This window comes from Burkholderia sp. AU30198 (genome assembly GCF_020419825.1).
In the GTDB taxonomy this organism is placed as follows: Bacteria; Pseudomonadota; Gammaproteobacteria; order Burkholderiales; family Burkholderiaceae; genus Burkholderia.
Genome location: NZ_JAIZSA010000002.1, coordinates 1 through 26,130, shown reverse-complemented (window position 1 = coordinate 26,130; position 26,130 = coordinate 1). Strand labels below are relative to the sequence as shown.

25 protein-coding genes are annotated in these 26,130 nt (G+C 67.4%); 19 read left to right on the top strand and 6 right to left on the bottom strand.

Annotation, left to right across the window (positions count from 1 at the left end; all coding sequences use genetic code 11):
* Window positions 1-8 precede the first annotated feature (8 nt).
* The 11 genes from LGN19_RS05570 (at window position 9) to LGN19_RS05520 (ending at window position 11,497) form a co-directional block, all read left to right on the top strand.
* Window positions 9-536, top strand: coding sequence for a cupin domain-containing protein (locus tag LGN19_RS05570; protein ID WP_043177345.1), 528 nt, complete (start codon window positions 9-11; stop codon window positions 534-536).
* A gap of 18 nt (window positions 537-554) precedes the next feature.
* A complete protein-coding gene (locus LGN19_RS05565) occupies window positions 555-1,451 on the top strand; it encodes an alpha/beta fold hydrolase (protein ID WP_226213535.1) in 897 nt (298 codons plus the stop codon).
* Window positions 1,448-2,305, top strand: coding sequence for an IclR family transcriptional regulator (locus tag LGN19_RS05560; protein WP_226213534.1), 858 nt, complete (start codon window positions 1,448-1,450; stop codon window positions 2,303-2,305). The genes LGN19_RS05565 and LGN19_RS05560 overlap by 4 nt, the downstream gene beginning before the upstream one ends.
* A complete protein-coding gene (locus LGN19_RS05555) occupies window positions 2,302-3,099 on the top strand; it encodes an SDR family oxidoreductase (protein WP_226213533.1) in 798 nt (265 codons plus the stop codon). Before LGN19_RS05560 ends, LGN19_RS05555 begins: the two co-directional genes overlap by 4 nt.
* Window positions 3,092-4,759: a thiamine pyrophosphate-binding protein gene (locus tag LGN19_RS05550; RefSeq protein WP_226213532.1), complete on the top strand. Its 1,668-nt coding sequence runs from the start codon at window positions 3,092-3,094 to the stop codon at window positions 4,757-4,759. The genes LGN19_RS05555 and LGN19_RS05550 overlap by 8 nt, the downstream gene beginning before the upstream one ends.
* Window positions 4,752-5,567, top strand: a complete 816-nt coding sequence (locus tag LGN19_RS05545) for an aspartate dehydrogenase (protein ID WP_122947445.1) — start codon at window positions 4,752-4,754, stop codon at window positions 5,565-5,567. Before LGN19_RS05550 ends, LGN19_RS05545 begins: the two co-directional genes overlap by 8 nt.
* 72 nt (window positions 5,568-5,639) lie before the next feature.
* The gene (locus tag LGN19_RS05540; protein ID WP_174956280.1) at window positions 5,640-7,130 is read left to right on the top strand and encodes an aldehyde dehydrogenase; all 1,491 of its coding nucleotides are present in this window, start codon (window positions 5,640-5,642) and stop codon (window positions 7,128-7,130) included.
* A gap of 18 nt (window positions 7,131-7,148) precedes the next feature.
* On the top strand, window positions 7,149-8,111 hold the full coding sequence (locus tag LGN19_RS05535; protein WP_122947443.1) for a VOC family protein: 963 nt from the start codon (window positions 7,149-7,151) through the stop codon (window positions 8,109-8,111).
* On the top strand, window positions 8,108-9,352 hold the full coding sequence (locus LGN19_RS05530; RefSeq protein WP_226213531.1) for an NAD(P)/FAD-dependent oxidoreductase: 1,245 nt from the start codon (window positions 8,108-8,110) through the stop codon (window positions 9,350-9,352). The genes LGN19_RS05535 and LGN19_RS05530 overlap by 4 nt, the downstream gene beginning before the upstream one ends.
* Window positions 9,353-9,382: 30 nt before the next feature.
* Window positions 9,383-10,783: an MFS transporter gene (locus tag LGN19_RS05525; RefSeq protein ID WP_174956279.1), complete on the top strand. Its 1,401-nt coding sequence runs from the start codon at window positions 9,383-9,385 to the stop codon at window positions 10,781-10,783.
* Between the two features lie 162 nt (window positions 10,784-10,945).
* The gene (locus tag LGN19_RS05520) at window positions 10,946-11,497 is read left to right on the top strand and encodes a GNAT family N-acetyltransferase (protein ID WP_226213530.1); all 552 of its coding nucleotides are present in this window, start codon (window positions 10,946-10,948) and stop codon (window positions 11,495-11,497) included.
* 44 nt (window positions 11,498-11,541) lie between these two features.
* Here the strand turns inward: LGN19_RS05520 and LGN19_RS05515 are convergent, their stop codons facing one another.
* The gene (locus tag LGN19_RS05515) at window positions 11,542-11,934 is read right to left on the bottom strand and encodes a hypothetical protein (protein ID WP_226213529.1); all 393 of its coding nucleotides are present in this window, start codon (window positions 11,932-11,934) and stop codon (window positions 11,542-11,544) included.
* Between the two features lie 42 nt (window positions 11,935-11,976).
* Window positions 11,977-12,903: an ADP-ribosylglycohydrolase family protein gene (locus LGN19_RS05510; RefSeq protein WP_226213528.1), complete on the bottom strand. Its 927-nt coding sequence runs from the start codon at window positions 12,901-12,903 to the stop codon at window positions 11,977-11,979.
* A 177-nt stretch (window positions 12,904-13,080) separates the two neighbouring features.
* Here LGN19_RS05510 and LGN19_RS05505 point away from each other — a divergent pair, with 177 nt between their 5' ends.
* The 6 genes from LGN19_RS05505 to LGN19_RS05480 all read left to right on the top strand — a co-directional run bounded on the left by LGN19_RS05505 (window position 13,081) and on the right by LGN19_RS05480 (window position 17,933).
* Window positions 13,081-13,308, top strand: coding sequence for a DUF3079 domain-containing protein (locus LGN19_RS05505; protein WP_175223349.1), 228 nt, complete (start codon window positions 13,081-13,083; stop codon window positions 13,306-13,308).
* A gap of 193 nt (window positions 13,309-13,501) precedes the next feature.
* A complete protein-coding gene (gene hcp / locus LGN19_RS05500) occupies window positions 13,502-15,169 on the top strand; it encodes a hydroxylamine reductase (protein ID WP_226213527.1) in 1,668 nt (555 codons plus the stop codon).
* Between the two features lie 13 nt (window positions 15,170-15,182).
* A complete protein-coding gene (locus tag LGN19_RS05495; RefSeq protein WP_226213526.1) occupies window positions 15,183-16,205 on the top strand; it encodes an FAD-binding oxidoreductase in 1,023 nt (340 codons plus the stop codon).
* A gap of 259 nt (window positions 16,206-16,464) precedes the next feature.
* Window positions 16,465-16,848, top strand: a complete 384-nt coding sequence (locus LGN19_RS05490; RefSeq protein WP_174956272.1) for a hypothetical protein — start codon at window positions 16,465-16,467, stop codon at window positions 16,846-16,848.
* An 85-nt stretch (window positions 16,849-16,933) separates the two neighbouring features.
* Window positions 16,934-17,347, top strand: a complete 414-nt coding sequence (locus LGN19_RS05485) for a PPC domain-containing DNA-binding protein (RefSeq protein WP_175030750.1) — start codon at window positions 16,934-16,936, stop codon at window positions 17,345-17,347.
* Between the two features lie 76 nt (window positions 17,348-17,423).
* Window positions 17,424-17,933 carry a DUF4274 domain-containing protein gene (locus LGN19_RS05480; RefSeq protein WP_226213525.1) on the top strand — a complete coding sequence of 170 codons (510 nt, stop codon included), beginning with the start codon at window positions 17,424-17,426 and terminating at the stop codon, window positions 17,931-17,933.
* Window positions 17,934-18,052: 119 nt separating this feature from the next.
* On the opposite strand, the gene acnB is transcribed toward LGN19_RS05480, so the two are convergent.
* Window positions 18,053-20,638, bottom strand: coding sequence for a bifunctional aconitate hydratase 2/2-methylisocitrate dehydratase (gene acnB, locus LGN19_RS05475; protein WP_122947431.1), 2,586 nt, complete (start codon window positions 20,636-20,638; stop codon window positions 18,053-18,055).
* A 629-nt stretch (window positions 20,639-21,267) separates the two neighbouring features.
* Between acnB and LGN19_RS05470 the strand changes: the two genes are divergently transcribed.
* Window positions 21,268-21,999, top strand: a complete 732-nt coding sequence (locus LGN19_RS05470) for a BPL-N domain-containing protein (protein ID WP_226213524.1) — start codon at window positions 21,268-21,270, stop codon at window positions 21,997-21,999.
* A gap of 9 nt (window positions 22,000-22,008) precedes the next feature.
* Here LGN19_RS05470 and LGN19_RS05465 read toward each other — a convergent pair whose 3' ends face one another.
* The 3 genes from LGN19_RS05465 to LGN19_RS05455 all read right to left on the bottom strand — a co-directional run bounded on the left by LGN19_RS05465 (window position 22,009) and on the right by LGN19_RS05455 (window position 24,100).
* The gene (locus LGN19_RS05465; RefSeq protein WP_226214019.1) at window positions 22,009-22,482 is read right to left on the bottom strand and encodes a nuclear transport factor 2 family protein; all 474 of its coding nucleotides are present in this window, start codon (window positions 22,480-22,482) and stop codon (window positions 22,009-22,011) included.
* A 293-nt stretch (window positions 22,483-22,775) separates the two neighbouring features.
* Entirely contained in the window at window positions 22,776-23,024 is a 249-nt protein-coding gene (locus LGN19_RS05460) for a hypothetical protein (RefSeq protein ID WP_021161497.1), read from the bottom strand.
* A gap of 641 nt (window positions 23,025-23,665) precedes the next feature.
* Window positions 23,666-24,100 (bottom strand): universal stress protein, encoded by a 435-nt coding sequence (locus LGN19_RS05455; protein WP_226213523.1) that lies wholly within the window; start codon window positions 24,098-24,100, stop codon window positions 23,666-23,668.
* A 367-nt stretch (window positions 24,101-24,467) separates the two neighbouring features.
* Here LGN19_RS05455 and LGN19_RS05450 point away from each other — a divergent pair, with 367 nt between their 5' ends.
* Window positions 24,468-25,952 (top strand): amidase, encoded by a 1,485-nt coding sequence (locus LGN19_RS05450; protein ID WP_226213522.1) that lies wholly within the window; start codon window positions 24,468-24,470, stop codon window positions 25,950-25,952.
* Window positions 25,953-26,130: the final 178 nt, after the last annotated feature.

Sequence of the window (26,130 nt, the reverse complement as noted above, 5' to 3'; positions counted from 1 at the left end):
AGAGGACGATGGCGGACGCCGATCTCGAACGCAAGTCGTGGGACCAGCCGGAAGGCGCAAGCTTCAACGACTGGATGGAAGGGCGCGTGGCGCGCTACGCGACCCGTCGCTACGACTGGGACGCACTGAAGTTCCAGGCCGACTACGACCCGAAGTACCGCCGCGCGCAGATGCGCTACGTCGGCACGGGCGGCACGGGTGTCGCGAAGGACGTCAACACGGTGCCGGCCGGCGGCTTCACGTTCTCGACGATGGTCATCCCGGCCGGCAACATCGGCCCGAGCCACATCCACATGGACGTCGAGGAAATCTTCTTCGTGCTGCGCGGCAAGATGAAGGTGATCTGCGAACGTGACGGCGAGACGTGGGAAGCGATCCTCGGCGAGCGCGACCTGATCTCGGTGCCGCCCGGCGTGTATCGCACGGAAATCAACATCGGCGAGGAAGATGCGCTGATGTGCGTGATGCTCGGTTCGCCGAAGCCGATCACGCCGACGTATCCGCCCGATTCGCCGCTCGCGAAGATCAAGCGCTGAGACGGAGCGGGTGAAGCAATGAGTGTCATCGACAAACGTGAACGCGACCGCACCGCGGCGTTCGCCACGCTGCTCGGGCAGTTTCCCGAACAGCGTTGCGCGGCCGGCGCAGCGGGCACGATCGGTTATCGCGAGGCCGGCGCGCAGCATGCAGGCCGTGCGCTGCCCGTCGTGCTGCTGCACGGCATCGGTTCGGGCGCCGCATCGTGGGTCCGCCAGCTCGACACGCTCGGCGCATCGCGGCGCGTGCTCGCGTGGGATGCGCCCGGTTATGGCGTGTCGACGCCGGTGCACGGCGCGTCGCCGGCCGCCACCGATTACGCGGCATCGCTGAATGCGTGGCTCGAGGCACTCGGCATCGAACGCTGCGTGCTGGTCGGTCATTCGCTCGGCGCGATCATCGCGGGCGGTCTCGCCCGCGTGATGCCCGTGCGGATCGCCGGCCTGTTGCTGGTGTCGCCCGCGGGCGGCTACGGCAGCGCACCGGCCGAAACACGCGAATCGCGCCGCGACGCGCGGCTCGCGATGCTAGCCGAACTCGGCCCGGCCGGGCTTGCCGAGCAGCGCAGCGGCAACATGCTGTCCGGTTTCGCGAACGAGGATGCACGTGCATGGGTGCGCTGGAACATGGCGCGCATCGTGCCGGCCGGCTACGCGCAGGCCACGCATCTGCTCGCGAACGCCGATCTCGCAACGGATCTCGCCGGCTTTCGCGGCCGCACGGCCGTGGCCGTCGGCGCGAACGACGCGATCACGCCGCCCGCCGCGTGCGAGCGGATTGCCGCGGCCGCGCACGTCGGGCTGCAGGTGATTCCGCAAGCAGGTCATGCCGGCTACGTGGAAGCACCGGCCGTTTATTCCGCACTGATCGACACGTTCTGCCGTCAGTGCGACCAACAGCGGGGACTGGCATGAACGAACCGCTGCAACAACCTGATTCCGAAAACGGCAAGGCCGAAGCCAGCTACGTGGTACCCGGCCTCGAACGCGGGCTGCGGATTCTCGCTGAATTCTCGCCGCGCGAGCCCGTGCTCGGCGCGCCGGAGTTGTCGAAGCGGCTCGGCATTCCGCGCACGACGGTGTTCCGTCTGCTGCAGACGCTCGAATCGCTCGGCTTCCTCGAGCGCGCGGACAAGGATCGCAACTACAAGCTCGGCATCGCCGTGCTGCGGCTCGGCTTCGAATACCTGAGCTCGCTGGAGCTGACCGATCTGGGCCTGCCCGTGATCGAGAGCCTGCGCGACGCGACCGGCTTCACGACGCACATCGTGATCCGCGACGGCCGTGATGTGGTGTTCGTCGCGAAGGCGCAAAGCCAGGCGCCGGTGTTCAGCTCGATCCGCGTGAACGTCGGCACCCGCCTGCCCGCGCATGCGACGACGCACGGCCATGTGCTGATGGGCGACCTGTCGTTGAAGGAACTGCATGCGCTGTATCCGGAAGGCGCGCTGAACCGGATGACGAGCGCGACGCCGGAAACGGTCGATGCGCTGTATGAAGTGATCCGCGAGGATGCGCTGCGCGGCTACGGCGTCAGCAATTCGTCGTTCGAGCGCGGTATCTCGGTGGTCACGGCGCCGGTGCGCAACGAGACGCAGAAGATCGTTGCGTGCATCACGGTGACGGTGCCGCGCCCGGAGATCGATGCGGCACTGATCGCCGACGGGCTGATCGACAAGGTGCAGCGCGCGGCGGCGGAACTGTCGCGGCGGCTCAATTACCGCTCGGATGACGAGCACACGTTTCTCAAGGCTTTAGGACTCCGATGATTCAGATCGATCTGACCGGGCAGGTGGCGGTGGTGACGGGCGGTTCGTCCGGCATCGGCCTCGCGACCGCCGAACGGTTCCTGCAGGCGGGCGCATCGGTTGCGATTTGCGGCCGCGACGGCGAGCGCCTGGCGCGCGCCGAAGCGATGCTCGTTGAAAAATACCCGGGTGCGCAACTGCTCGCCGCACGTTGCAACGTGCTCGACGAGCAGGATGTGGCTGCATTTTCGCAAGCGGTTTCGACACGCTTCGGCCGTGCCGACATGCTGGTCAACAACGCCGGCCAGGGCCGCGTGTCGACCTTCGCCGACACGACCGACGACGCGTGGCGCGAAGAGCTCGAACTGAAGTATTTCAGCATCATCCGCCCGACCCGCGCGTTCCTGCCGCTGCTGCGCGACGCGCAGGCGCCGACGATCACCTGCGTGAACTCGCTGCTCGCGCTGCAGCCGGAGCCGCACATGGTCGCGACGTCGTCGGCGCGTGCGGGCGTGCTGAGCCTCGTGAAGTCGCTCGCGACCGAACTCGCGCCGCAGCGCATCCGCGTGAACTCGATCCTGATCGGCATCGTCGAGTCGGGCCAGTGGCGCCGCCGTTACGAAACGCAGGCGCAGTCCGGTGAAAGCTGGGAGGACTGGACGGGCGCGCTCGCCCGCACGAAGAACATTCCGCTGAACCGCTTCGGCAAGCCTGACGAGGCCGCCTGGGCACTCTTTTATCTCGCAACGCATCTGTCGTCCTACACGACGGGCAGCCATATCGACGTTTCTGGAGGCTTTGCACGCCATGTCTAAAAAAACCACGGTTGGCGAGCTGATTGCCGCCTTTCTCGAGCAGTGCGGCGTGAAGACCGCATTCGGTGTCATCTCGATCCACAACATGCCGATCCTCGACGCGATCAACTCGCGCGGCAACATCCGGTATGTCGGCGCACGCGGTGAAGCGGGTGCATTGAACATGGCCGACGGCCTGGCCCGCGTGTCGGGCGGCCTCGGCGTCGCGTTCACGAGCACGGGCACGGCGGCGGGCAACGCGGCCGGCGCGATGGTCGAGGCGCTGACGGCCGGCACCGCGCTGCTGCACGTCACGGGGCAGATCGAGACGCCGTATCTCGACCAGGATCTCGCGTACATCCACGAAGCGCCGGACCAGCTGTCGATGCTGCATTCGATCTCGAAGGCCGCGTTCCGCGTGCGCACGGTCGAAACCGTGCTGCCGACGATCCGCGAAGCCGTGCGCATCGCGCAGACGGCGCCGACGGGCCCCGTATCGGTCGAGATTCCGATCGACATCCAGGCCGCTGAAATCGAATGGCCGGAAGACCTCGCGCCGGCACACGTCGCGGTGCGCGAGCACGACACCGCCCGCGTCGCGAAGCTCGCCGACGCACTGGCGGCCAAGCGCCGTCCGCTGCTGTGGCTCGGCGGCGGCGCGCGCCACGCACGCGAGGAAGTCGAACGCCTCGTGAAGCTCGGCTTCGGCGTCGTGACGAGCGTGCAGGGCCGCGGCGTGCTGCCCGAGGATCACCCGGCGACGCTCGGCGCGTTCAACGTGCACGCGTCCGTCGAAGCGTTCTACAAGACCTGCGATGCGCTCGTCGTCGTCGGCTCGCGCCTGCGCGGCAACGAGACGCTGAAGTACAAGCTCGCGCTGCCGCAGCCGCTGTTCCGCGTCGATGCCGACGCGCTCGCCGACAACCGCGGCTATCGCAACGAGCTGTTCGTGCATGGCGATTCGAAGCGCGTGCTGGCCGAGCTGGCCGACCAGCTCGAAGGCCGCCTGTCGGTCGATCCGCAGTTCGCCGCCGATCTCGCGGCAGCCCGCGAGCAGGCGGTGGCCGACGTGTCGAAGGGCCTCGGGCCGTACAAAAAGCTCGTCGACACGCTGCAAGGCGCCGTCGGCCGCGACTACAACTGGGTGCGCGACGTGACGATCTCGAACAGCACGTGGGGCAACCGCCTGCTGAAGATCTTCGAGCCGCGCTCGGGCGTGCATGCGCTCGGCGGTGGCATCGGCCAGGGCATCCAGATGGGCATCGGCGCGGCGCTGGCGGATGCGGCCGCGAAGACGGTCTGTCTCGTCGGCGACGGCGGCCTGATGGTCAACGTCGGCGAGCTCGTCACGGCCGTGCAGGAAAACGCGAACGTGATGATCGTGCTGATGAACGACCAGTGCTACGGCGTGATCCGCAACATCCAGGATGCGCACTACGGTGGCCGCCGCTGCTTCGTGCAGCTGCACCAGCCCGATTTCGCGCAGTTCTGCGCGAGCTTCGGCCTCACGCACTACCGGATCACGTCGCTCGACGACGCGGAAGCGATCGTGCGTGAAGGGATGGCGAAGGAGGGCCCGGTGATGGTCGAGGTCGACATGCTGTCGGTCGGCTCGTTCGCATCGAACTTCGCAGGCCCGCCGGTGAAGAAGGAAGAGCCGTCGGAGCGCCAGTATGCGTAACCACCACGCACCCGTCGACGTCGCGATGATCGGCTTCGGTGCGATCGGCGCGGCCGTGTACCACGCGGTCGAGCACGATGCGTCGCTGCGCATCGCGCACGTGATCGTGCCGGAACACCAGCGCGCGGCGGTGCAGGGCGTGCTGGGCGGCGCGGTGGAGGTCGTGTCGTCGGTCGACGCACTGGCCCGCCGCCCCGAGTTCGCGCTCGAATGCGCGGGCCACAGCGCGCTCGTCGACCACGTCGTGCCGCTGTTGAAGGCCGGCACCGATTGCGCGGTCGCGTCGATCGGCGCGCTGTCCGATCTCGCGCTGCTCGACGTGCTCGCGCAGGCGGCTGACGAAGGCGACGCGACGGTGACGCTGCTGTCCGGCGCGATCGGCGGGATCGACGCGCTGGCATCCGCGAAGCAGGGCGGCCTCGACGAAGTGCTGTACGTGGGCCGCAAGCCGCCGCTCGGCTGGCTCGGCACGCCCGCCGAGGAATTGTGCGACCTGCGCGCGATGACCGAGGAAAAGGTGATCTTCGAAGGCAGCGCGCGCGATGCCGCGCGCCTGTATCCGAAGAACGCGAACGTCGCGGCCACCGTCGCGCTCGCGGGCCTCGGCCTCGACGCGACGCACGTGCGCCTGATTGCCGATCCGGCCGTCGCGCGCAACGTGCACCGCATCACCGCGCGCGGCGCATTCGGCGAGATGTCGCTGGAAATGAGCGGCAAGCCGCTGCCCGACAACCCGAAGACGTCCGCGCTGACGGCGTACAGCGCGATCCGCGCGCTGCGCAACCGCGCGGCCCGCTGCGTGATCTGACCGGGCCATTGAATGGCCGCCCGCGCCACGGCGAGGGCGGACGTGCAGAGACAGATTTGTGGGACTTGTGACATGACTCCTTTCGATACGAGCCTCGTACCCGACGGCAACATCCTGATCGGCGGCGAATGGCGGCGCGGACGTGGCGCGCCTTACGCGAGCATCTATCCGGCCGACCAGTCGCTGAACATGGAAGTGTCGACCGCGAACGCGGAAGACGCGGCCGAAGCCGTCGTGGCGGCTGACGCCGCCTGGCGCCGCGCCGACTGGGCCGGGCTGAAGCCGCACCTGCGCGCGCAGGTGCTGTACCGCATCGCCGACCTGATCATGCAGCGCCACGAGGCGCTCGCGAACCTGCAGCGCCGCGACAACGGCAAGCCGATCAGCGAAACGCGCGTACTGGTGGCCAGTGCCGCGAACACGTTCCGCTATTTCGCGGCGTGCCTCGAAACACTCGACGAGGAACTGACGCCGTCGCGCGGCGACTACCTGACGATGAGCGTGTACGAGCCGATCGGCGTGATCGCGGCGATCACGCCGTGGAATTCGCCGATCGCGTCCGATGCGCAGAAGCTCGCGCCGGCGCTCGCCGGTGGCAACGCGGTGGTGCTCAAGCCGGCGGAAGTCACGCCGCTGGTGTCGCTCGCGCTGGCTCGCATCTGCGAGGAGGCCGGTGTGCCGAAGGGCGTGCTGAGCGTGCTGCCGGGCAAGGGCTCGGTGATCGGTGACGTACTCGTGCGTCATCCGCTAGTGAAGAAGGTGTCGTTCACCGGCGGCACCGAAGTGGGTCGCGGCATCGCGCGCATCGCGGCCGAGAAGCTGATGCCCGTGTCGCTCGAACTCGGCGGCAAGTCGCCGACCATCGTGTGCGACGACGCCGATCTCGATCACGCGGTCAACGGCGTGCTGTACGGCATCTTCAGCTCGTCGGGCGAAGCGTGCATCGCGGGCTCGCGGCTGTTCGTTCAGCGTTCGGTGTACGACGAATTCATGAAGCGCCTGGTCGCGGGCGCACGCAAGCTGCGCGTGGGCGACCCGACGCGGCCCGACACGCAGATGGGGCCGCTGATCACCGCGAAGCATCGCGAATCGGTGGAGCGCTACGTGGCGCTCGGCCTCGAGGAGGGCGGCCGCCTGCTGTGTGGCGGCGAACGGCCGTCGGGCGACGGGCGCGAGAACGGCTTCTTCTATCAGCCGACGATTCTCGAAGGCTTGCCGAACAGTGCGCGCATCTGCCAGGAAGAAATCTTCGGGCCCGTGCTCGTCGCGATGCCGTTCGACGACGAAGCGTCGCTGATCGCGCAGGCGAACGACAGCGTGTTCGGCCTGGCCGCCGGCATCTGGACGCGCGACTACAAGCGTGCATGGCGTATTGCACGCGCGCTCGAAACGGGCACCGTGTGGATCAACACGTACAAGCTGTTCTCGATCTCCACGCCGTTCTCGGGCTGGAAGGAGAGCGGGATGGGGCGCGAGAAGGGGCGTCTCGGCATCCGCGAATACATGCAGCAGAAGAGCCTCTACTGGGGCTTGAACGACGCGCCGCTGCCGTGGGCGAACTGAGCGAAGGGGAATGACGCAATGAGCATTTTGGGAATCGAGCAGATCACGTACGGCGTCGACGACCTCGCGACCTGCCGGCGCTTTTTCGCCGACTGGGGGATGAAGGAAGTCTCGCACGACGACACGCGTGCACGCTTCGAGACGCTGAACGGCTGCACCGTGCTGGCCGTCAAGGCCGACGATCCGGCGCTGCCGCCCGCGTTCGAAGCGGGCCCGACGCTGCGTGAAGTCACGTGGGGCGTCGCGACGCAACAGGAACTCGACGCGCTGCGCACGAAGCTCGCCGGCCAGCCGGGTTACTACGCGCAGGACGATGCAGTCGGCTGCATCGACCCGAACGGGATGGCGATCCGCATCGAAGTCACGCGCAAGCGCGAACTCGACATCACGGGCTCGCCGTCGAACGTGTGGGGCCAGACGCTGCGCGTCGACCAGCCGAGCCCGATCTATGCACGTGCGGAGCCGGTCGAGGTCGGGCACGTGGTGTTCTTCACGAACTGCCTCGACGCGCAGGAAAAGTTCTATCACGAGCTGCTGGGTTTCGAGACGTCCGACCGTTACCCGGGCCGCGGCGCGTTCATGCGCTGCGCGCCGCACGGCGGCCACCACGACCTGTTCCTGCTCGCGCTGCCGAACGGAAAGCGCGGCCTGAACCACGTCGCGTTCACCGTGCGCGACATCCACGAGGTGTTCGGCGGCGGCATGCACATCGACCGCTGCGGCTGGGAAACGCAACTCGGCCCGGGTCGTCACCCGGTGTCGTCCGCGTACTTCTGGTACTTCCAGAACCCGGCCGGCGGCCTGATCGAGTATTACGCGGACGAAGACGTGCTGACGCCCGAGTGGCAACCGCGTGAATTCGAGCCGGGCCCGACCGTGTTCGCCGAATGGGCCGTCGACGGCGGCCTCGACGGCAACACGCGCCGCCAGAAGAACGCGAAGGCGCCGGAAGGCAAGTTCATGACGGAGCGGAAATCATGAGCGAAGGGAACGAACAGGCGCAGGCAGCGCCCGGCACGGTCGTCGTGATCGGCGGCGGCCAGGCCGCCGGCTGGGTGCTGAAGACGCTGCGCGCGGAAGGCTTTGCGGGCCGTCTCGTGATGATCGCCGACGAACCGCATCTGCCGTATGAGCGCCCGCCGCTGTCGAAGGCCGTGCTGGCCGGCGACGCCGACATCGAAACCGTGCGCGTCGTGCGTCCCGACGAATTCGACGCGCTGAACGTCGAAGCATGGCAGCCGGAACGCGCCGCATCGATCGACCGTGCACGCCGTGTCGTGACAACCGAAAGCGGCCGCGAGATCGAATACGACCGGCTCGTGATCGCGACTGGCGGCACGTCGCGCCGCCTGCCGGATGCGCTCGTGAAGACCCCGAACCTGCATTACCTGCGCACGCTCGACGAAGCGGCCGCGCTCGGCGAGAAGCTGCGCGCGAGCCGGCGCGTGCTCGTGATCGGCGGCGGCTGGATCGGTCTCGAAGTTGCTGCGACCGCGCGCAAGCTCGGCGTCGAAGCGGTCGTGGTCGAAGGCGCGCCGCGGCTGTGCGGCCGCTCGGTGCCGCAGATCGTGTCGGATTTCCTGCTCGACCTGCATCGCTCGAACGGCGTCGACGTGCGGCTCGGTGCGGCGCTCGCGTCGCTCGACGCGCAGCCCGACGACGCATCGAAGGTGCGCGCGACGCTCGCCGACGGCACGACGATCGACGCCGATTTCGCGGTGGCCGGCATCGGCCTCGCGCTGAACGCGTCGCTCGCGAGCGATGCGGGGCTGGCGATCGACGACGGCATCGTCGTCGACGAATTCGGCGCGACCAGCGACCCGGCGATCTTCGCGTGCGGCGACGTCGCGAACCATCACAACGGCTGGCTGAAGCGGCGCGTGCGGCTCGAATCGTGGGCCAACGCGCAGAACCAGGCGATCGCGGCCGCGAAAGCCGTGCTCGGCGTGCGTGCACCATACGCGGAGATTCCGTGGTTCTGGTCCGATCAGTACGACGTGAACCTGCAGATCCTCGGCGACCTGCCGGCCGATGCGCAGCTCGTCGTGCGCGGCGAGCTTGCCGCGCGACGCGCGACGCTGTTTTTCGTGGGCGAAGGACATGTGAGAGGTGTCATCGCCGTGAACAACGCACGTGAGCTGAAGCTCGCGCGCAAGTGGATGAACCAGGGCCGGGCAGTGGATACGGAAGCCCTGGCAGACACGAGCAAGACACTGGCCTGACCGGGCGACGAGACACAGGAGACACCCCGCATGAGCACTTTCGACAACGTCGTGGCCGGTCGCGCCACGATGGAAGCTGCCGCCTCCACGCCCGGCGCGATCATCGCGCGGCTCGAGCGGCTTCCGGCCAACGCGATGCAGATCCGCGCGCGCGTGCTGATCGGCACCGCGACGTTCTTCGACGGCTTCGACGTGATCACGATCGCGGCGACGCTGCCGTTGCTGATTCACAAATGGGGGCTGTCGCCGACGCAGATCGGCCTGCTGATCGCGTCCGGTGCGATCGGCCAGCTGATCGGCGCGTTCCTGTTTCCTGCGCTGGCGGAGAAGCACGGCCGCGTGAAGGCGATCGCGTGGAGCTCGGCCGTGATCGGCATCACGAGCATCGCGTGCGGCTTCGCGCCGACCTTCGAGATCTTCGTGCTGCTGCGGATCCTGCAAGGCCTGGGCCTGGGCGGCGAGCTGCCGGTCGCCGCGACCTACATCAACGAGATCACGCGCGCGCATGGCCGCGGCCGCTTCGTGCTGCTGTACGAGATCGTGTTCCCGATCGGCCTGCTCGTGTCGATGGCGCTCGGCGCGTGGCTCGTGCCGCGTTTCGGCTGGGAAATCATGTACTTCGTCGGCGGGCTGCCGCTGATCCTGTCGCTCGTGCTCACGCGCATCGTGCCGGAGTCGCCGCGCTGGCTCGCGTCGCGCGGGCGCCTGGCCGAAGCAGGGCGGGCGGTCGGCGCGTTTGAAGCGTCGGTGCGCGGCGAGCTGCCGGCGGTCACGCAGGTGGCCGCGTTCGACGAGATGGTGCGGCAGCATCCGAAGCGCAAGATGAGCGACCTGTTCAGCGCCGCCTATCGCAAGCGCACGCTCGCGGTGGCGACGTTGTGGGCGACCTGCGGGTTCATCCAGTACGGGCTGTCGACGTGGCTGCCGACGATCTACAAGAACTTCTATCACGCGCCGCTGCAGCTTGCGCTGAACCTCGCAGTGATCGGCTCGGTGATGGGCGTGCTCGGGTCGCTGGCGTCGGCGCTGCTCGTCGACAAGCTCGGCCGCAAGCCGGTGATCGTGTGGTCGTTCGTGCTGTGCGCGCTGTCGCTGGCATTCGCGGGCGTCTATCACGCGTCGTCGGTGTATGTCGTCTCGATCTTCTGCTCGCTGTCGCTAGGGCTGATGGCGTCGGGGTTCATCACCGCGTACGTCTATACGCCGGAGCAGTATCCGACGAGCATCCGCGCGTCGGGCTGCGGGCTCGGCAGCGCATGGTTGAAGATCGCGTCGTTCGTCGCGCCGATGGTGGTGCCGCACGCGATCATCGGCGGCAACCTCGCACCGGCGTTCTACCTGATCGGCATCGTGCCGCTGATCGCAGCCGTGACCGTGCACTTCGTCGGGATCGAGACGAAGGGGAAGGTGCTCGAAGCGCTTGAAGCGTAAGCGCGGCTGGCGGTAACGGATGGAGTGACGAGGCCCGGGCGATGTCCGGGCCTTTTTGTTTGGCATGATCGGGTTGAAGGGCGGGGCGTGCGCATGCACGACATGGCCGGCGTGCGGCTTGCGTGTTCTAATTCACGATCCCGTTTTCGACCGACTGTCGCCATGCCTCTGTTCGAACCCGTCACGCTGGATACCTCCCGCCTTGTCCTGCGGCCGCTACGCGAAGCCGATGCGCACACCTTCTTCGAGATCTGGTCGGATGCGGAGGCGATGCGCTATTTCTCGTTCTCGCCGATGACGCACATCGAACAGGCGATCGAGCGCGTCGCGCGCAACGTGAAGACGTCTGCGAGCGGGCAGGACCTGATCTGCGTACTTGAGCTGCGGGAAACCGGCGAGGCGCTCGGCGAATGCGTGTTGTTCCATGCAAACGAGCAATGCCGGCGCGCCGAGATCGGCTTCAGCCTGCGGCGCGAGTTCTGGAGCGGCGGTTACATGCGCGAAGCGGCATCGGCCGTGATCGATCACGCGTTCGGCACGCTGCGGCTGAACCGGCTCGAAGCCGATATCGATCCGCGTAACACCGCCTCGGCGCGGCTGCTCGAACGGCTCGGATTTGCGCGGGAAGGGTTGTTGCGCGAACGCTGGATCGTCGGTGACGAAGTGTCGGACAGCGCGCTGTACGGGTTGCTGGCGAGCGACCGGCGTGCGTGATGCGTGACGCGTGATGCGGCCGGGCCGGTGATGGCCCGGTTGTATCAATCCCAGCGGCTGTCTTCCATGTCGGCGTCGACGTCGGCGGTCCCGCCGAATCCCAACTGCTGGAGCTGCACGTAGTAGCGCGTGTAGTCGAATTCGCCGTCCGCTTCCCACGGTTCGAGATCCCAGATCACGTCGGCCATCCACGGAATCCAGCGCGGCGGAGGCGGCCACTTCAGGAAGTAGGTCACGCGCTCGCGCTCCTGCCACGCGTGCTGTTCCCACCATTCCTGAAACACCATCATGAACGTTTCCCCGCCGCCCATGCGCCACCGCATGCTGTACGGATGCGAATCGGCTGCGATCACCCACGGCGGCGGAACCGCACCGTATTGCGCGGTGTAGTCGGCCACGCTTTGTCTGTACCAGTCTGCGTCCGCGTAGTGCCCCATCCGATCTCCTTCCGCTGTTTGCCGCGTATTCGCTTCGAGCGCTCACGGTTTCGCGAGCCAGCCCTCGACCTGTTCTTTCCCGCGCAGCGCCGCGACCCACCGATCGGGCAACGCGTACTCGCCGTACAGCGCGCCGGCGAGGCTGCCGGCGATGGCCGCCGTCGTATCCGTGTCGTTGCCGAGCGCGATCGCGCGCTTCACGCAGTCCTCGTAGCTGCCCGTCGACAGCAGGCAGTGGATCGACGACCAGAGGCTGTCGACCACGTAACCGGATCCTTGCGGCACATCGAAGCGGCCATCGAGCACGATCTTCAGTTCGATCTCGTCGGCCGTTCCCGCGTAGCGCGCCAGCAACTCGTCTTCGGCCGTGCGCACCGCATCGGGCGCCGGCTGGCCTTCAACGATGCCCATTGCCGTCAGGCTATAGAGCGCACAGCACAGCTGCGAGCGCACGTGGCCGTGCGTAACGACGCTCTGCTTGCACGCGAGCCGGATCGCTTCGTCGCGCGATGTGGCGACCATGACCACCGGAAAGCAGCGCATCAGCGAGCCGTTGCCGTTGTCACGCTCGCCGTCGGGGCCGGCAACGGCGGGCGCCGCGCCGGCCGCCAGCGCGTGGAGCGCGCGCTGCGTCTGCAGGCCGACGTCGAACACGCGGCCGTCCGGCGTGAAGGCGCCGCGGTGAAACCAGTCCTGCAGGTTGCGGGCAAACGTGTCGAGATTCAGGTCGCGGTCGTTCGACAGCGCGTCGAGCAGCGCAAGCGCCTGCGCGCCGTCGTCGCTCCAGGTGCCGGGCGGTACGCCGTCGTGGGCACGCGCAAAGCCGGGCGGCGGCGTCATGTCGATTGCGGCGGGCGGCGGAATCGACGCGGCGTCGTGGAATTCGTACGGCACGCCCAGCGCGTCGCCGATCAGCAGGCCAAGCAGGCCGCCGCGCAGGCGGGATCGTTGGTTCGGAATGACAGTCATCGGGCAGGAATCGGGTTGGCGGCTCGCGCCGCGGAATACCGTGCAGACTAGACCAATCGTGTGCGCGTGCCTAGCCGATGCAGTGTCGCCGGTGCGAACGAATGCCGCATGGCCCGTGTGCAGCGGTGAACTAGAGTCGAACGGTAGCGGATGAAACGACACCGGGAAGACAAGATCATGGCCAAGAAATTTCCGCTGCATCCCGTGCATCCGGAGCGGATCTGCTGGGGATGCGACAACTACTGCCCGACACACGCGATGCGTTGCGGCAACGGCTCCAGCCGTACGCAGCACCCGAGCGAGCTGCTCGGTGACGACTGGTATCGATACGGCGACTGGGGCATCGAAGGCGCGGATGCCGACAACGCACATGAAGCCGCGACCGAAGCCGGCGGGCAGTCGTAGCGACAAGTTGCCTCACCTGCGTGCATCCGGTTTCTTGATCTGCATCACGGTTGCGAAACGCGTGCCGAAACATCATGAAAAAGATGCATAAGACACGCATCTTGAAGCGGGCGGGATGCCCGGCAGCCAGGAACCTGCGTTCCGCTGCCGTTCGCGCCGACCCGCGCCCCCATGATCGAGAAAGGAGAGCACCGTGTTTTGCTATCAATGCGAACAGACCGACCGGACCGGCATGCGGCCCGGCTGTGCATCGGCGAAAGGCAACTGCGGCAAGGATGCAACGACGGCGGACCTGCAGGATCTGCTGGTCCATGCGGTGAAGGGCATTGCGCAATACGGCGCGATCGCGCGTGCGATGGGTACACCGGATCGCGACGCCGACCGGTTCGTGCTGTATGCGATGTTCACGACGCTGACCAACGTGAACTTCCATGCGGCCCGTTTCGTCGCGCTGTTGCGCGAAGCGGCGCAGATGCGCGACCGCGTGAAGGCCGTATGTGAGGCGAGCGCGCGGGCGGCGGGCACGGTCGTTCCGGCGCAGCACGGGCCGGCGATGTGGCAGCCGGCGGACGATCTGGCCGGGCTGCTGGAACAGGCCGCGAGCGTCGGCGTGGACAACGGGCTCGACAAGGTGGGCGCGGACATCGTCGGCCTGCGCGCGCTGGTGCTGTACGGGCTGAAGGGCGTGTGTGCGTATGCGCATCATGCGCGGGTGCTTGGCTACGAGCGCGACGACATCTACGAGGGGATCGAGGCGGCACTCGCGTTTCTCGCGCGCGACCCCGACGACGTCAACACGCTGCTCGCGCAGGCGCTCGACCTCGGCCGGCTGAACCTGACGGTGATGGAACTGCTCGACAGCGCGAACACCGGCCGTTTCGGCGCGCAGCAACCGACGGCCGTGCGCGTGTCGCCGGTGGCGGGCAAGGCGATCCTCGTGTCGGGCCACGATCTCGGCGATCTGCACGCGCTGCTCGAGCAGACGGCCGGCACGGGCATCCACGTGTACACGCACGGCGAGATGCTGCCGGCCCATGCGTATCCGGTGCTGAAGGCGTTTCCGCACCTGGTCGGCAACTACGGTGGCGCATGGCAGGATCAGCAGAGCGACTTCGCGCATTTCCCCGGGCCGATCCTGATGACGTCCAACTGCATCATCGAGCCGATGCCGCAATACCGGCAGCGGATCTTCACGACGGGGCCGGTCGGCTGGCCGGGCGTGCGCCATCTCGAACATCACGATTTCTCGACGCTGATCCGCGCCGCGCAGGCGCTGCCCGGTTTCCCGGCCACGGCGCCGGAAGAGACGATCACGGTAGGCTTCGGCCGGCATGCGGTGCTTGGCGTGGCGGACAAGGTCATCGACGCGGTCAAGGCAGGACAGATCCGCCATTTCTTCCTGATCGGCGGCTGCGACGGCGCGGCGCCGGGCCGCAACTACTACACCGAGTTCGCGGAGCAGGCGCCCGACGATACGGTCGTGATGACGCTCGGCTGCAACAAGTACCGGTTCAACCGGCACGCGTTCGGCGATATCGGCGGCATTCCGCGCCTGCTCGACGTCGGGCAGTGCAACGACAGCTACTCGGCGATCCGGATCGCGACGGCGCTCGCCGATGCATTCGAATGCGGCGTGAACGACCTGCCGCTGTCGCTCGTGATCTCGTGGTTCGAGCAAAAGGCGGCGGCCGTGCTGCTGACGCTGCTCGCGCTCGGTCTGCGCAACATCCGCCTCGGGCCGACGCTGCCGGCCTTCGTGACGCCGGGCGTGCTGGCGGTGCTGGTCGAGCAGTTCGGCATCCAGCCGATCGGCGACGCCGGTACCGACCTTGCCGCGTCGCTGGCGCGCCAGGCCGCTTGAGCGGGATCGTTCGATGACTTATCGCATCGAGATCACGACACGCGACGGCGAGCGCTTCGGCTTCGGCTGCGACGGCGAGCAGGATCTGCTGTCGGCCGCAGCCGAGGCCGATATCACGCTGCCGTCGCAATGCCGGCGCGGAAGCTGCGGCGCATGCCAGGCGACCGTCGTCGACGGTGCGTACGAGACGTCGCCCGACAGTGCCGGCGTGCTGCCGGCCGGCCAGCGCGGCGCGGTCCTGCTGTGCCGGACCCGGCCGCGCGGCGATCTGCGGGTCGCCGCACCGTACGACCGCACCAAGGTGCTGCTGCATCCGGTGCCGGTGCGCACCGCGCGGATCGCGGCGCTCGAGACGATCGCGGCCGACACGATGCGCGTCGAGCTGCAGGTCGAGCCCGACGACGCATTCGGCTCGGCCGCGGAGTTCGAGCCAGGCCAGTTCGCGGAACTCGAGGTGCCGGGCAGCGGTGTGCGCCGCCCGTATTCGCTCGCGAACACGAGCAACTGGGACGGCCGTCTCGAGTTCCTGATCCGGCTGCGGCCGGGCGGCTGGTTGTCGACATACCTGCGCGAGCGTGCGCGGCCGGGCGATCCGCTGACCGTGCGCGTGCCGATGGGTGGCTTCGGGCTGTTCGCGGACAGCCTGCGGCCGCGCTGGTTCGTCGCGGGCGGCACCGGGCTCGCGCCGATCCTGTCGATGCTGCGGCGCATGGCTGAATTTCAGGAGATGGTCGACGCGCGGCTGTTCTTCGGCGTCAATCAGGAAAGCGAACTGTTCATGCTGGATGAACTCGCGCGATTGCAAGCCGACCTGCCGCAGTTGCGCGTCGAACTGTGCGTCTGGCGGCCGGGCGGGGAGTGGGCCGGGTCGAGTGGCACGCCGGTCGATGCGTTGCGCGCGGCGCTCGCGCAGGGCGGCGCGCCACCGGACATCTACGTGTGCGGACCGCCCCCGCTCGTGCAGGCGGTACGGGACGTGGCGATGACGGCCGGCGTGCCCGATGCGCAGTTCGCGAGCGAGCGTTTCACCGTGTGATGCTTGCATCCGGCCCGATGGTGCGCTGCGGGTATTGCGGCGCCAGCGGAAGGCTGCCTCGCCCGTTGTGCAACGTGCCAGCGCGGCCCGCTGGTCCGTTGCCGCGAAGCTGTCGCACGGCGTCGCCGCGCATTCGTCCGGAGGGCGCGCGCGTCGCTGGCGGTATGCTTGCGCCCGGGACCGGCGTCGGTGACGGACGACGGAGCGCAATCCGCGCAGCCGACGACACGGCGGCGGCATCGGGGCATGGAGTCACGACATGGAGCAGGTGGTGGTGACGCGCGTCGCGCCATATTCAACCGACAGCGAGTGCGCGGCGGTGACGTTACGGTGCGGCGAACACGAGATCACGGTGTTCTCGTTCGGAGGCGACGCGCGCGTCGACGACATCGTGCGAACGCCGGTGTCGGCAGTCGACTGCGAGGTCCGGGCGGCCTGTCTCGACGATTGGGCCGACGACGCAAGACGTGCGGCCAGCCGGCAATGGATCGGGAAAACCGGGAGCCCGTACGGCTACCGCGGATGCGGGTGGGTCATCGATCGGGAGCAGGGGTTGATCGACGTGGTCGGCTTCACGCTCGACGTGGGCGAGTTGCCATGCGACGGCGCGGTCGAATTCGAGTGCCTGCGGCTCGATCTCTGACCGGGCAGGCGACTGGCGGGCTTGCCGGATTGCCGTCACGAACTTACCCTTGGTCGACATCCCGGCCCCGAACAGGATCACGACCATGCAAGCCCACCCTCTGCGTCTTTCCCCCGGCGACGACCTGCGCGCGTCGATCGAGCACGCATTGCGTCAGCACGACGCGCATGCGGCATTCGTGATCCAGGGCATCGGCAGCCTGAGCGTCGCGCAGTTGCGCTTTGCCGGGGCCGACGTGCCGACCGAACTGCGCGGCGACCTCGAAATCCTGACACTGGCCGGTTCGGTATCGCCGGACGGCGCGCACCTGCACATGTCCGTTTCCGATGTGGTCGGCCGCGTGTCGGGCGGCCATGTGGCCAGCGGCTGCGTGGTGCGCACGACCGCCGAGATCCTGCTGGCCGTGCTGCCCGCGCATCGCTTTGCGCGCGAACCCGATCCGCACACCGGCTTCAACGAACTGGTGATCCGCCGCGAGCCGGGCGGCGAGGGCGCGTGACGGTCGCGAAGCGGCGTTAGAATCGTCGGTCATTCGACGCTGTTCCGCCATTCACCGTTCCGCGAGGCCGCCATCCATGGATGATTCCGAAATCGAACAAAAGGCGTGGGATATCGTGCGCACCTGGCTCGAGGGCGCGACGCCCGAGCAATGGCACCGCTTCGCCGCGCGCTCCAATTACGACGGCAACGGCCGCGCGCTGCGCTGGCTGCTCGACAACCGCAACATCGATCGCGCCACCGCGCTGCTGATCTACTGGAATCTCGGCGCCGCGTGGTTCGTGCAGTACGCGAACGAAAGCGACCTGGGCGACGCGTCGTATCAACTGGACACGTTCCGGCTGGTGCGCGAAGTCGAGCAGCGTTATGCCGACGGCTATTACGCCGATCACGGGATCTGGTTCGATCCGCATGACTTCGACGGCGCGGGCCCGAACGACTATCCCGATGTACCGGTCGCGCGGCCGGTGCCGGCGCTGATGCTGAAGCCGACCGACGGCCGCGAGTATGTCGATCTCGACGAGGAAGGGTACGACGAAGGCTTGCCGTTCGAGGTGGCCGAGCGGATTTTCGCGCTTTACGACTGACCGTGCCGGCACGGCCATCCGGCGCCGGATAAAAAAATGGCGCCGCGGGCATTCAGCCTGCGACGCCATTGCGTGGTGTGCTGCGACGTCTACCGCCCGCCGCAGCCCGCTCCGCGTGCTTACAGCTGCACGGTGTCGGCCACTTCCTTGAAGTCTTCGATCTGGTCGAAGTTCATGTACTTGTAGATCTGGTCGCCGTTCGCGCTGAGCACGCCCATGTCGGCCATGTACTCTTCCTTGGTCGGGATCTTGCCCAGACGCGAGCAGATCGCCGCCAGTTCCGCCGAGCCGAGGTACACGTTCGTGTTCTTGCCCAGGCGGTTCGGGAAGTTGCGGGTCGACGTCGACATGACCGTCGCGCCTTCGCGCACCTGTGCCTGGTTACCCATGCACAGCGAGCAGCCCGGCATTTCGGTACGCGCACCAGCCGTGCCGAACACGCCGTAGTGGCCTTCTTCGGTCAGCTGCTTCTGGTCCATCTTGGTCGGCGGCGCGACCCACAGCTTGACCGGGATGTCGCGCTTGCCTTCGAGCAGCTTCGACGCGGCACGGAAGTGACCGATGTTGGTCATGCACGAGCCGATGAACACTTCGTCGATCTTCGCACCTGCGACGTCCGACAGCGTCTTCACGTCGTCCGGGTCGTTCGGGCACGCGACGATCGGCTCGTGGATGTCGGCGAGGTCGATCTCGATGACGGCCGCGTACTCGGCGTCGGCATCCGGCGACAGCAGTTGCGGGTCGGCCAGCCACTGCTCCATCGCCTCGATACGGCGCTGCAGGCTGCGCGGATCCTGGTAGCCCTGCGCGATCATCCACTTCAGCAGCGTGATGTTGCTGTTCAGGTACTCGATGATCGGTTCCTTGTTCAGGTGCACCGAGCAACCGGCTGCTGAACGCTCGGCCGACGCATCCGACAGTTCGAACGCTTGCTCGACCTTCAGGTCGGGCAGGCCTTCGATTTCGAGGATACGGCCCGAGAAGATGTTCTTCTTGCCTTGCTTGGCGACCGTCAGCATGCCTTGCTTGATCGCGTACAGCGGAATCGCGTTGACGAGGTCACGCAGCGTGACGCCCGGCTGCATCTTGCCCTTGAAGCGGACCAGCACCGATTCCGGCATGTCCAGCGGCATCGTGCCGGTGGCGGCTGCGAACGCGACCAGGCCCGAACCTGCCGGGAAGCTGATGCCGATCGGGAAGCGGGTGTGCGAATCGCCGCCGGTGCCGACGGTGTCGGGCAGCAGCATGCGGTTCAGCCACGAGTGGATCACGCCGTCGCCCGGGCGCAGCGCGATACCGCCGCGCGTGCTGATGAAGTTCGGCAGCGTCTGGTGCGTCTTCACGTCGACCGGCTTCGGATAAGCGGCCGTGTGGCAGAACGACTGCATCACGAGATCGGCCGAGAAGCCGAGGCAGGCCAGATCCTTCAGTTCGTCGCGGGTCATCGGGCCCGTGGTGTCCTGCGAGCCGACCGAGGTCATCTTCGGTTCGCAGTACGTGCCCGGGCGCACGCCCTGGCCTTCCGGCAGACCGCATGCACGGCCGACCATCTTCTGCGCGAGCGAGAAGCCCTTGCCGCTGTCGGCCGGCTGGTGCGGCAGGCGGAACAGCGTCGACGGCGCGAGGCCCAGCGCTTCACGTGCCTTCGCGGTCAGGCCGCGGCCGATGATCAGCGGAATGCGGCCGCCGGCGCGCACTTCGTCGAACAGCACGTCGGACTTGACCTGGAATTCGGCGATCACGTTGCCGTCCTTCAGCGCCTTGCCTTCGTACGGGCGCAGTTCGACCACGTCGCCCATTTCCATCTGCGATACGTCGAGCTCGATCGGCAGTGCGCCGGCGTCTTCCATCGTGTTGTAGAAGATCGGGGCGATCTTGCTGCCGAGGCACACGCCGCCGAAGCGCTTGTTCGGCACGAACGGGATGTCTTCGCCCGTGAACCACAGCACCGAGTTGGTGGCCGACTTGCGCGAGGAGCCGGTGCCGACCACGTCGCCCACGTAGGCGACCAGGTGACCCTTTTCCTTCAGCGATTCGATGAACTTGACCGGGCCGCGCTTGCCGTCTTCTTCCGGCGTGATGCCAGGGCGTGCGTTCTTCAGCATCGCCAGCGCGTGCATCGGGATGTCCGGGCGGGTGGTGGCGTCCGGGGCCGGCGACAGATCGTCGGTGTTGGTTTCGCCCGTCACCTTGAAGACGGTGATGGTCAGGCTTTGCGGCACTTCCGGACGGCTCGTGAACCATTCGGCGTCGGCCCAGCTCTGCAGCACGGCCTTCGCGTGCGCGTTGCCCTTGTCGGCGAGTTCCTTGACGTCATGGAACTGGTCGAACATCAGCAGGGTTTTCTTCAGTGCGTCGGCGGCGACGGCAGCCACGGCTTCATCGGACAGCAGCTCGATCAGCGGCTGGATGTTGTAGCCGCCCAGCATCGTGCCGAGCAGTTCGGTCGCGCGTTCGCGGGAGATCAGCGGGCAGGCGGTCTCGCCCTTGGCCACGGCGGCCAGGAAGCCGGCCTTCACGCGGGCGGCTTCGTCGACGCCGGCAGGCACGCGATGGGTGATCAGGTCGAGCAGCGTCTGCTCTTCGCCGGCGGGCGGGTTCGTCAGCAGTTCCACCAGTTCGGCGGTCTGCTGAGCCGTCAGCGGCAGGGGAGGAATACCGAGCGCGGCGCGGGCGGCCACGTGAGCACGAAAGTTTTCAAGCATGGGGAGACCTGCTGATATTGCGTTTGAGGGGAAGGCCTTGCCGGCACTCCGGGGCTGTTCCAGGCACTGCTTTGAGCGGGATTCTAATCTCAATGCTCTTTAACGTCAAATGTCTTATGTCTTATATAAGAGTTGAGGCTCGGAGCACGGGAAAGCGCGGTGGCGCGGGGGAGTTAGGGTTTTCGGACGTGTTCCGGAGGCTTGCCTGGGCGTGCGGGCGGATGAGGGGTTCCGGGTGGCGCCGGCCGTCGTCGGGATGCGCGGCGGGTGGCCGGGTGTCCAGCTGCGATCCGGGATCGTCCGTTCGCGTCAGGCCGCCCCCGTCGGGTCCGGTTGCCGTCATGCGGAACAGGCGCGGCCGTTTGAGGCCGCGACCGGCGCGGGGCGCGACCGGTAACGAAGTCCGGGGAGCCCGGTTGCCGGGGCGGTGGCGCACACATCTGCACAAGCACGCATGAAACGGTACACACATGCCGCTTTCGCGCGCCTACGCTCTACTTCGTGCGACTTTCAATCAGGTTTCAAAAAGGCGGGGCGAGCAGCGGTGCGTGCCGATCGCCCCGTCCTGAACGGCCGAGAGCCCCTCAATCCCGTCGATCAAGAACATGCGATCCAGAGAATCGATTTTCATGGCGATGTTGCTCGTCGCGTCGTCGGTCGTGCCGGCGGCCGCGGCCGGCGACGAAACGCGCGGCTTCGCCAGCCGTCCCGTCGCACTGGTCTATCGCGGCCCGGCCGCATGCGATGGTTGCCCCGAGACGATTGCGAGGCGCCTGCGGGAATCGGACCACAAGTTCCGCGTGATCTACGTCGGGCCGGCGGAAAAGCTCAAGATCACGCCCGCTGCCCTGGCGGGCGCCGCGCTGTATGTCCAGCCCGGCGGCGGACAGGACATCCCGGGCGCGGCGGCCAGCATCGGGAAGCATTCGATCCAGGCCGTGCGCCAATACGTGTCGAACGGCGGGCGCTATCTGGGCATCTGCATGGGCGCCTACCTGGCGGGCGACCCGGGTTTCGGGCTGGTCGACGGCGAGATCGACACCGAAGTCGACCGGCCACGCTCGACGCTCCACGGTATCGCGGACACGGTGACGCCGGTGGTATGGCGCGGGAAAAAGCGCTGGATCTACTTCCAGGACGGCGCGATGCTCCCGGCCGCCCCCGGCGCGGTCGTGCTGGCGACCTATCCGAACCGCGATATCGCGGCCGCGACCTATCGCTACGGCAAAGGGCGCGTCGGGCTCGTCGGCCCGCATCCGGAGGCGGACGAGAGCTGGTATCGCGAGTATGGCCTCAAGAATCCGGACGGCGTGCTGCCGGACATGGCTTACGACCTGATCAATGCGACGATGAAGCCATGACGGTGTGTGCTATTTCCGTTTGGCGCGATACGCGTCGAGATTTTTCCGCGCCTGCGTGCGGATCGCGCGTTGCACGAAAGGCGTCCAGCCGAGCAGCGCGCCTTTCAGTCCCAGCGCCTGACGCGCCCAGCGCCACAGGTCGAAGCTGTCGCGATGCTCGACGATGAGTCCGTCGCGAAACCGGAACCGCGCGTCGATCCGGTTGACCACCATCCGGCCGGTCGCGGTGAACCGGTATTGGGCGATCCATTTGGCGCGCCCGGCCTGTTGGTCCGCGTCGACGTCGCCGAACGTCAATGAAAAGTCCTGCGCCCGCGCGACCAGCATGCGCCACATGTCGCGTGCGAGGTCGCCGCGCAACTCGCCGAATGCGGGGTCGCTGAAGACGACGTCATCGGCGTAGCAGGCGAGCATGGCGTCGATGTCGCGCTGCTGGAACGCCGTGTAGAAGCGCTGGATCAGCTCGGTGTGTGGGTGGCTCATCTCTGGATGGGGTGTTGTCGTAGATGAAGCAGCGCCGCGACGCGGTGGCCGGACATTCCGCCGGTCGATCGATGGGGGCATGCCGGACGGCAAGGATCCCCCGATCGAGCCGACGTCGACACGTTTTCCCCGCGACAATGCCGCCGGTCACGTTCAGACGTTCGGCGGCACCGCCGTCCGGGCCGTGACATGCGTCGCGACTTCGGTCAAACAGGCGGGAATGGATGCGGGCGCACGTGGCTCCGGTTCAGCCGCCGTGCCCCGGGCGCGTCCGGCGCGTCAACTGGCGGGCGTCAGCGGTTCGCCAGCGCGACGTCCTGGTTGCCGCGTCCCGTCACCAGGCAACCCGACATGAATGCTTCGCCCTGGCTGCTGGCGGCCGCTTCGCCAAAGCCGCGGCCGAGCGCGTCGACCTTCACCTGCGCGGCGCCCTGTTCGCACGCAAGCGGACTGGTGTCGCGGCCCTGCGCGTGCAGGATCGCGCGATCGCCAATGAGATACGCCAGCAGCGCGAAAACAGCGATATGTACGGCTCGTCTCATGGTTCGTCTCCTCGTCGCTCAAGCGTAACGCGGACCCGTTTGACGAAGCACTTGGGGGTTCCCCCGGTAAACGTCTGCTGAAACAGGTGAAGGGCGGTGATCCCGTCCCGTTTTTCGTGTTCTGCGTGCGGAAGGAGGGCGCGGCTTCAACGCGGCTGGCAGGCGAAACCGGACGGGCGGCGCGGCATGTGCGCGACGGTTTTCAGCGCGACAGGCAGGCGATTCGCGCGAGTTTGACGAATGTCAGGGTACGGGCGGGACGGGGCGGTCGCGCGGCCATTCAAAGCGATAGCATGAATGCATGATTTGACGGAACGCGATCGCGGAGGAATGCATCGGTTCCGGCAAGCAGGTGCGTGTTGAATATCGCTATCGAAATAGTGAGGAATCCAAATGCTTAACGTCTCTTCCGTCCTGATCAGCCTCGCCCCGATGTGGGCCATCCTGCTCGTTGCGTCTTCGGCAGCTGCCTATTTCGTGTTCTGGCGCAAGGTCATCGATTAAGCGCTGCGTGACGGCCGGTGCGCGTGTGGGCGGTAACGCGCACACGTGTCGCACCGCTCGTTCGTCCGTCCGTCGCGGGTGCTGACCTGCGGCCCATCGGCGAACGGCCGTCGACGCGCTGCCGCGCGTTATCTCCGTCATTGCACGGCTGTTACCGGCACATTCGAAATCCGTACCAGCCGGCTCATCACGCTGCGGCGGAACACCGACATCAGCGTATGCAACGGGTCGTGCCGTGGCGCGACGACCACGATCTCGTCGCAACCCGTCTCCGCCGCCACGGCCGCGATCGTATCGGCCACCGGGCCCACCTTCTTCACGACGCTGTACTTGACGCCGGCTTCCTGCAGGATCCGCTCGGCCATGGCCAGATCGTCGGACGCGAACTTTTCCTCGATCGAACGCAGCCGCGACAGCGGGTGGTAGGCCTCGAGCCGCGTCGATTCGAGCGGTGCCTGGACGTTGATCAGCACGATTTCCGACGCGCATCGTTCGCGATACAGGAACGTCGCGTGGCGAACCGCCTGAAGCGAACGGGGAGAGTGGCCGACCGGAACCAGCAGCTTGAGCATGAACGTTGTCCAGGGAACGAGATGATTCCAGCGTAGCGCGCCGCCGGGCCGGACGATCTAAAGAGAACGGGCGACCGCGTAAAAATGTCGTTTACGCGTGCCGCGTCGTGCCGCGCCTGATAGAAATATAAGAAATTTAAGTTTATGCGCATAAACGATTTCATCGGCCGGGGCGGTGTGCGCGATGCATGGCCCGCCGCCCCGATTTAGTCGGAACCGCAATGAATCGCGGCGGAAAATATCGGAGGTCGCCGATCCGGCGTCGCGTAGAGTAGTGCATCGGCCGCGGCGCGGCCCATCCCGGCCGGTTCGGGAGCGAGCGCCGCCACGCGGCCCGCCATTCCATTCCGATTCCAGGAGACTCCGCATGCCGCACGGCGCCCCGCAGCTTCTCGCTCCCGCTTCCATTCCCGTCGATCCGATCGTGCGCCTGTCGGCGGGCGAGCTTGCGTCGGCGATCCGCAGCAAGGCCGTGTCGTGCGTCGAGACGATGCGCGCGTATCTCGATCACGTCGAGCGCGTGAACGGTGCGGTCAACGCGATCGTTGCGCTGCGCGAGCGCGACGCGCTGCTCGCCGAAGCCGCGGAGAAGGATGCCGCGCTGGCGCGCGGCGAGTACCACGGCTGGATGCACGGGATGCCGCAGGCGCCGAAGGATCTGGCGATGACGAAGGGGCTGCGGACGACCTACGGCTCGCCGATCTTCCGCGAGAACGTGCCGCAGGCCGATTCCGTGGGCGTCGCGCGGATGCGCGCGGCCGGCGCGATCTTCATCGGCAAGACCAACACGCCCGAGTTCGGGCTCGGCTCGCACACGTTCAACGAGGTCTACGGTGCGACGCGCAACCCGTACGACCTGACGAAGAGCGCGGGCGGCAGCAGCGGCGGCACGGCGGCGGCGCTCGCGTCGCGGATGCTGCCGGTGGCGGACGGCAGCGATTTCGGCGGTTCGCTGCGCAATCCGGCCGCGTTCTGCAACATCTACGGCTTCCGGCCGTCGCAGGGCCGCGTGCCGCGCTGGCCGGGCGTCGACGTATTCGTGCAGCAGCTCGGCATCGAAGGGCCGATGGGCCGCACGGTCGGCGACGTCGCGCAACTGCTCTCGATCCAGGCCGGCTACGACCGCAACGATCCGCTGTCGCTCGCGGAGGATCCGGCCGTGTTCGCCCAGCCGCTCGACACCGACCTGCGCGGCAAGCGCATCGCATGGGTCGGTGACTGGAACGGCTATCTCGCGACCGAGGCCGGCGTGCTCGCGCTGTGCGAACAGGGGCTGGCGACGCTGCGCGAGATCGGCTGCGACGTCGATGCCGCGCTGCCGGCGTTCGCGCCCGAACGGATCTGGCGCCTGTGGCTCACGCACCGGCACCTGCTGTCCGGCGGCGGGCTGCTGGCGCACTATCGCGACCCGGCGCGCCGTGCGCTGCTGAAGCCCGAGGCGATCTACGAGGTCGAAGGGCTGCTCGCGATGCCGGGCGCGGCCGTGTTCGACGCGAGCGTCGAGCGCACTGCGTGGCATCAGGCCGTGCTGAGCTTCTTCGACCGCTACGACTTCATCGCGGCGCCGACCGCGCAGGTGTTCCCGTTCGACGTCGACCAGCGCTGGCCGAAGGAGATCGCGGGCCGCGCGATGGATACCTACCACCGCTGGATGGAAACGGTCGTGCCGTGGACGCTGGCCGGCTGCCCGGTGATCAACGTGCCGGTCGGCTTCAACGACGCGGGGCTGCCGATGGGGATGCAATTGATCGGGCGTCCGCGCGCCGATCTCGCCGTGCTGCAGCTTGCGCGCGGTTACGAGCAGGCGGCCGACCGGGTTGGCGGGCGGGTGCCGGGGTGGATGGCTGTGTAACGCGACGCTGGCCGGAAGCCGGAAGCCGGTAGCCGGTAGCCGGTAGCCGGTAGCCGAAGCCGAAGCCGAAGCCGAAGCCGAAGCCGAAGCCGAAGCCGAAGCCGAAGCCGAAGCCGAAGCCGAAGCCGAAGCCGAAGCCGAAGCCGAAGCCGAAGCCGAAGCCGAAGCCGAAGCCGAA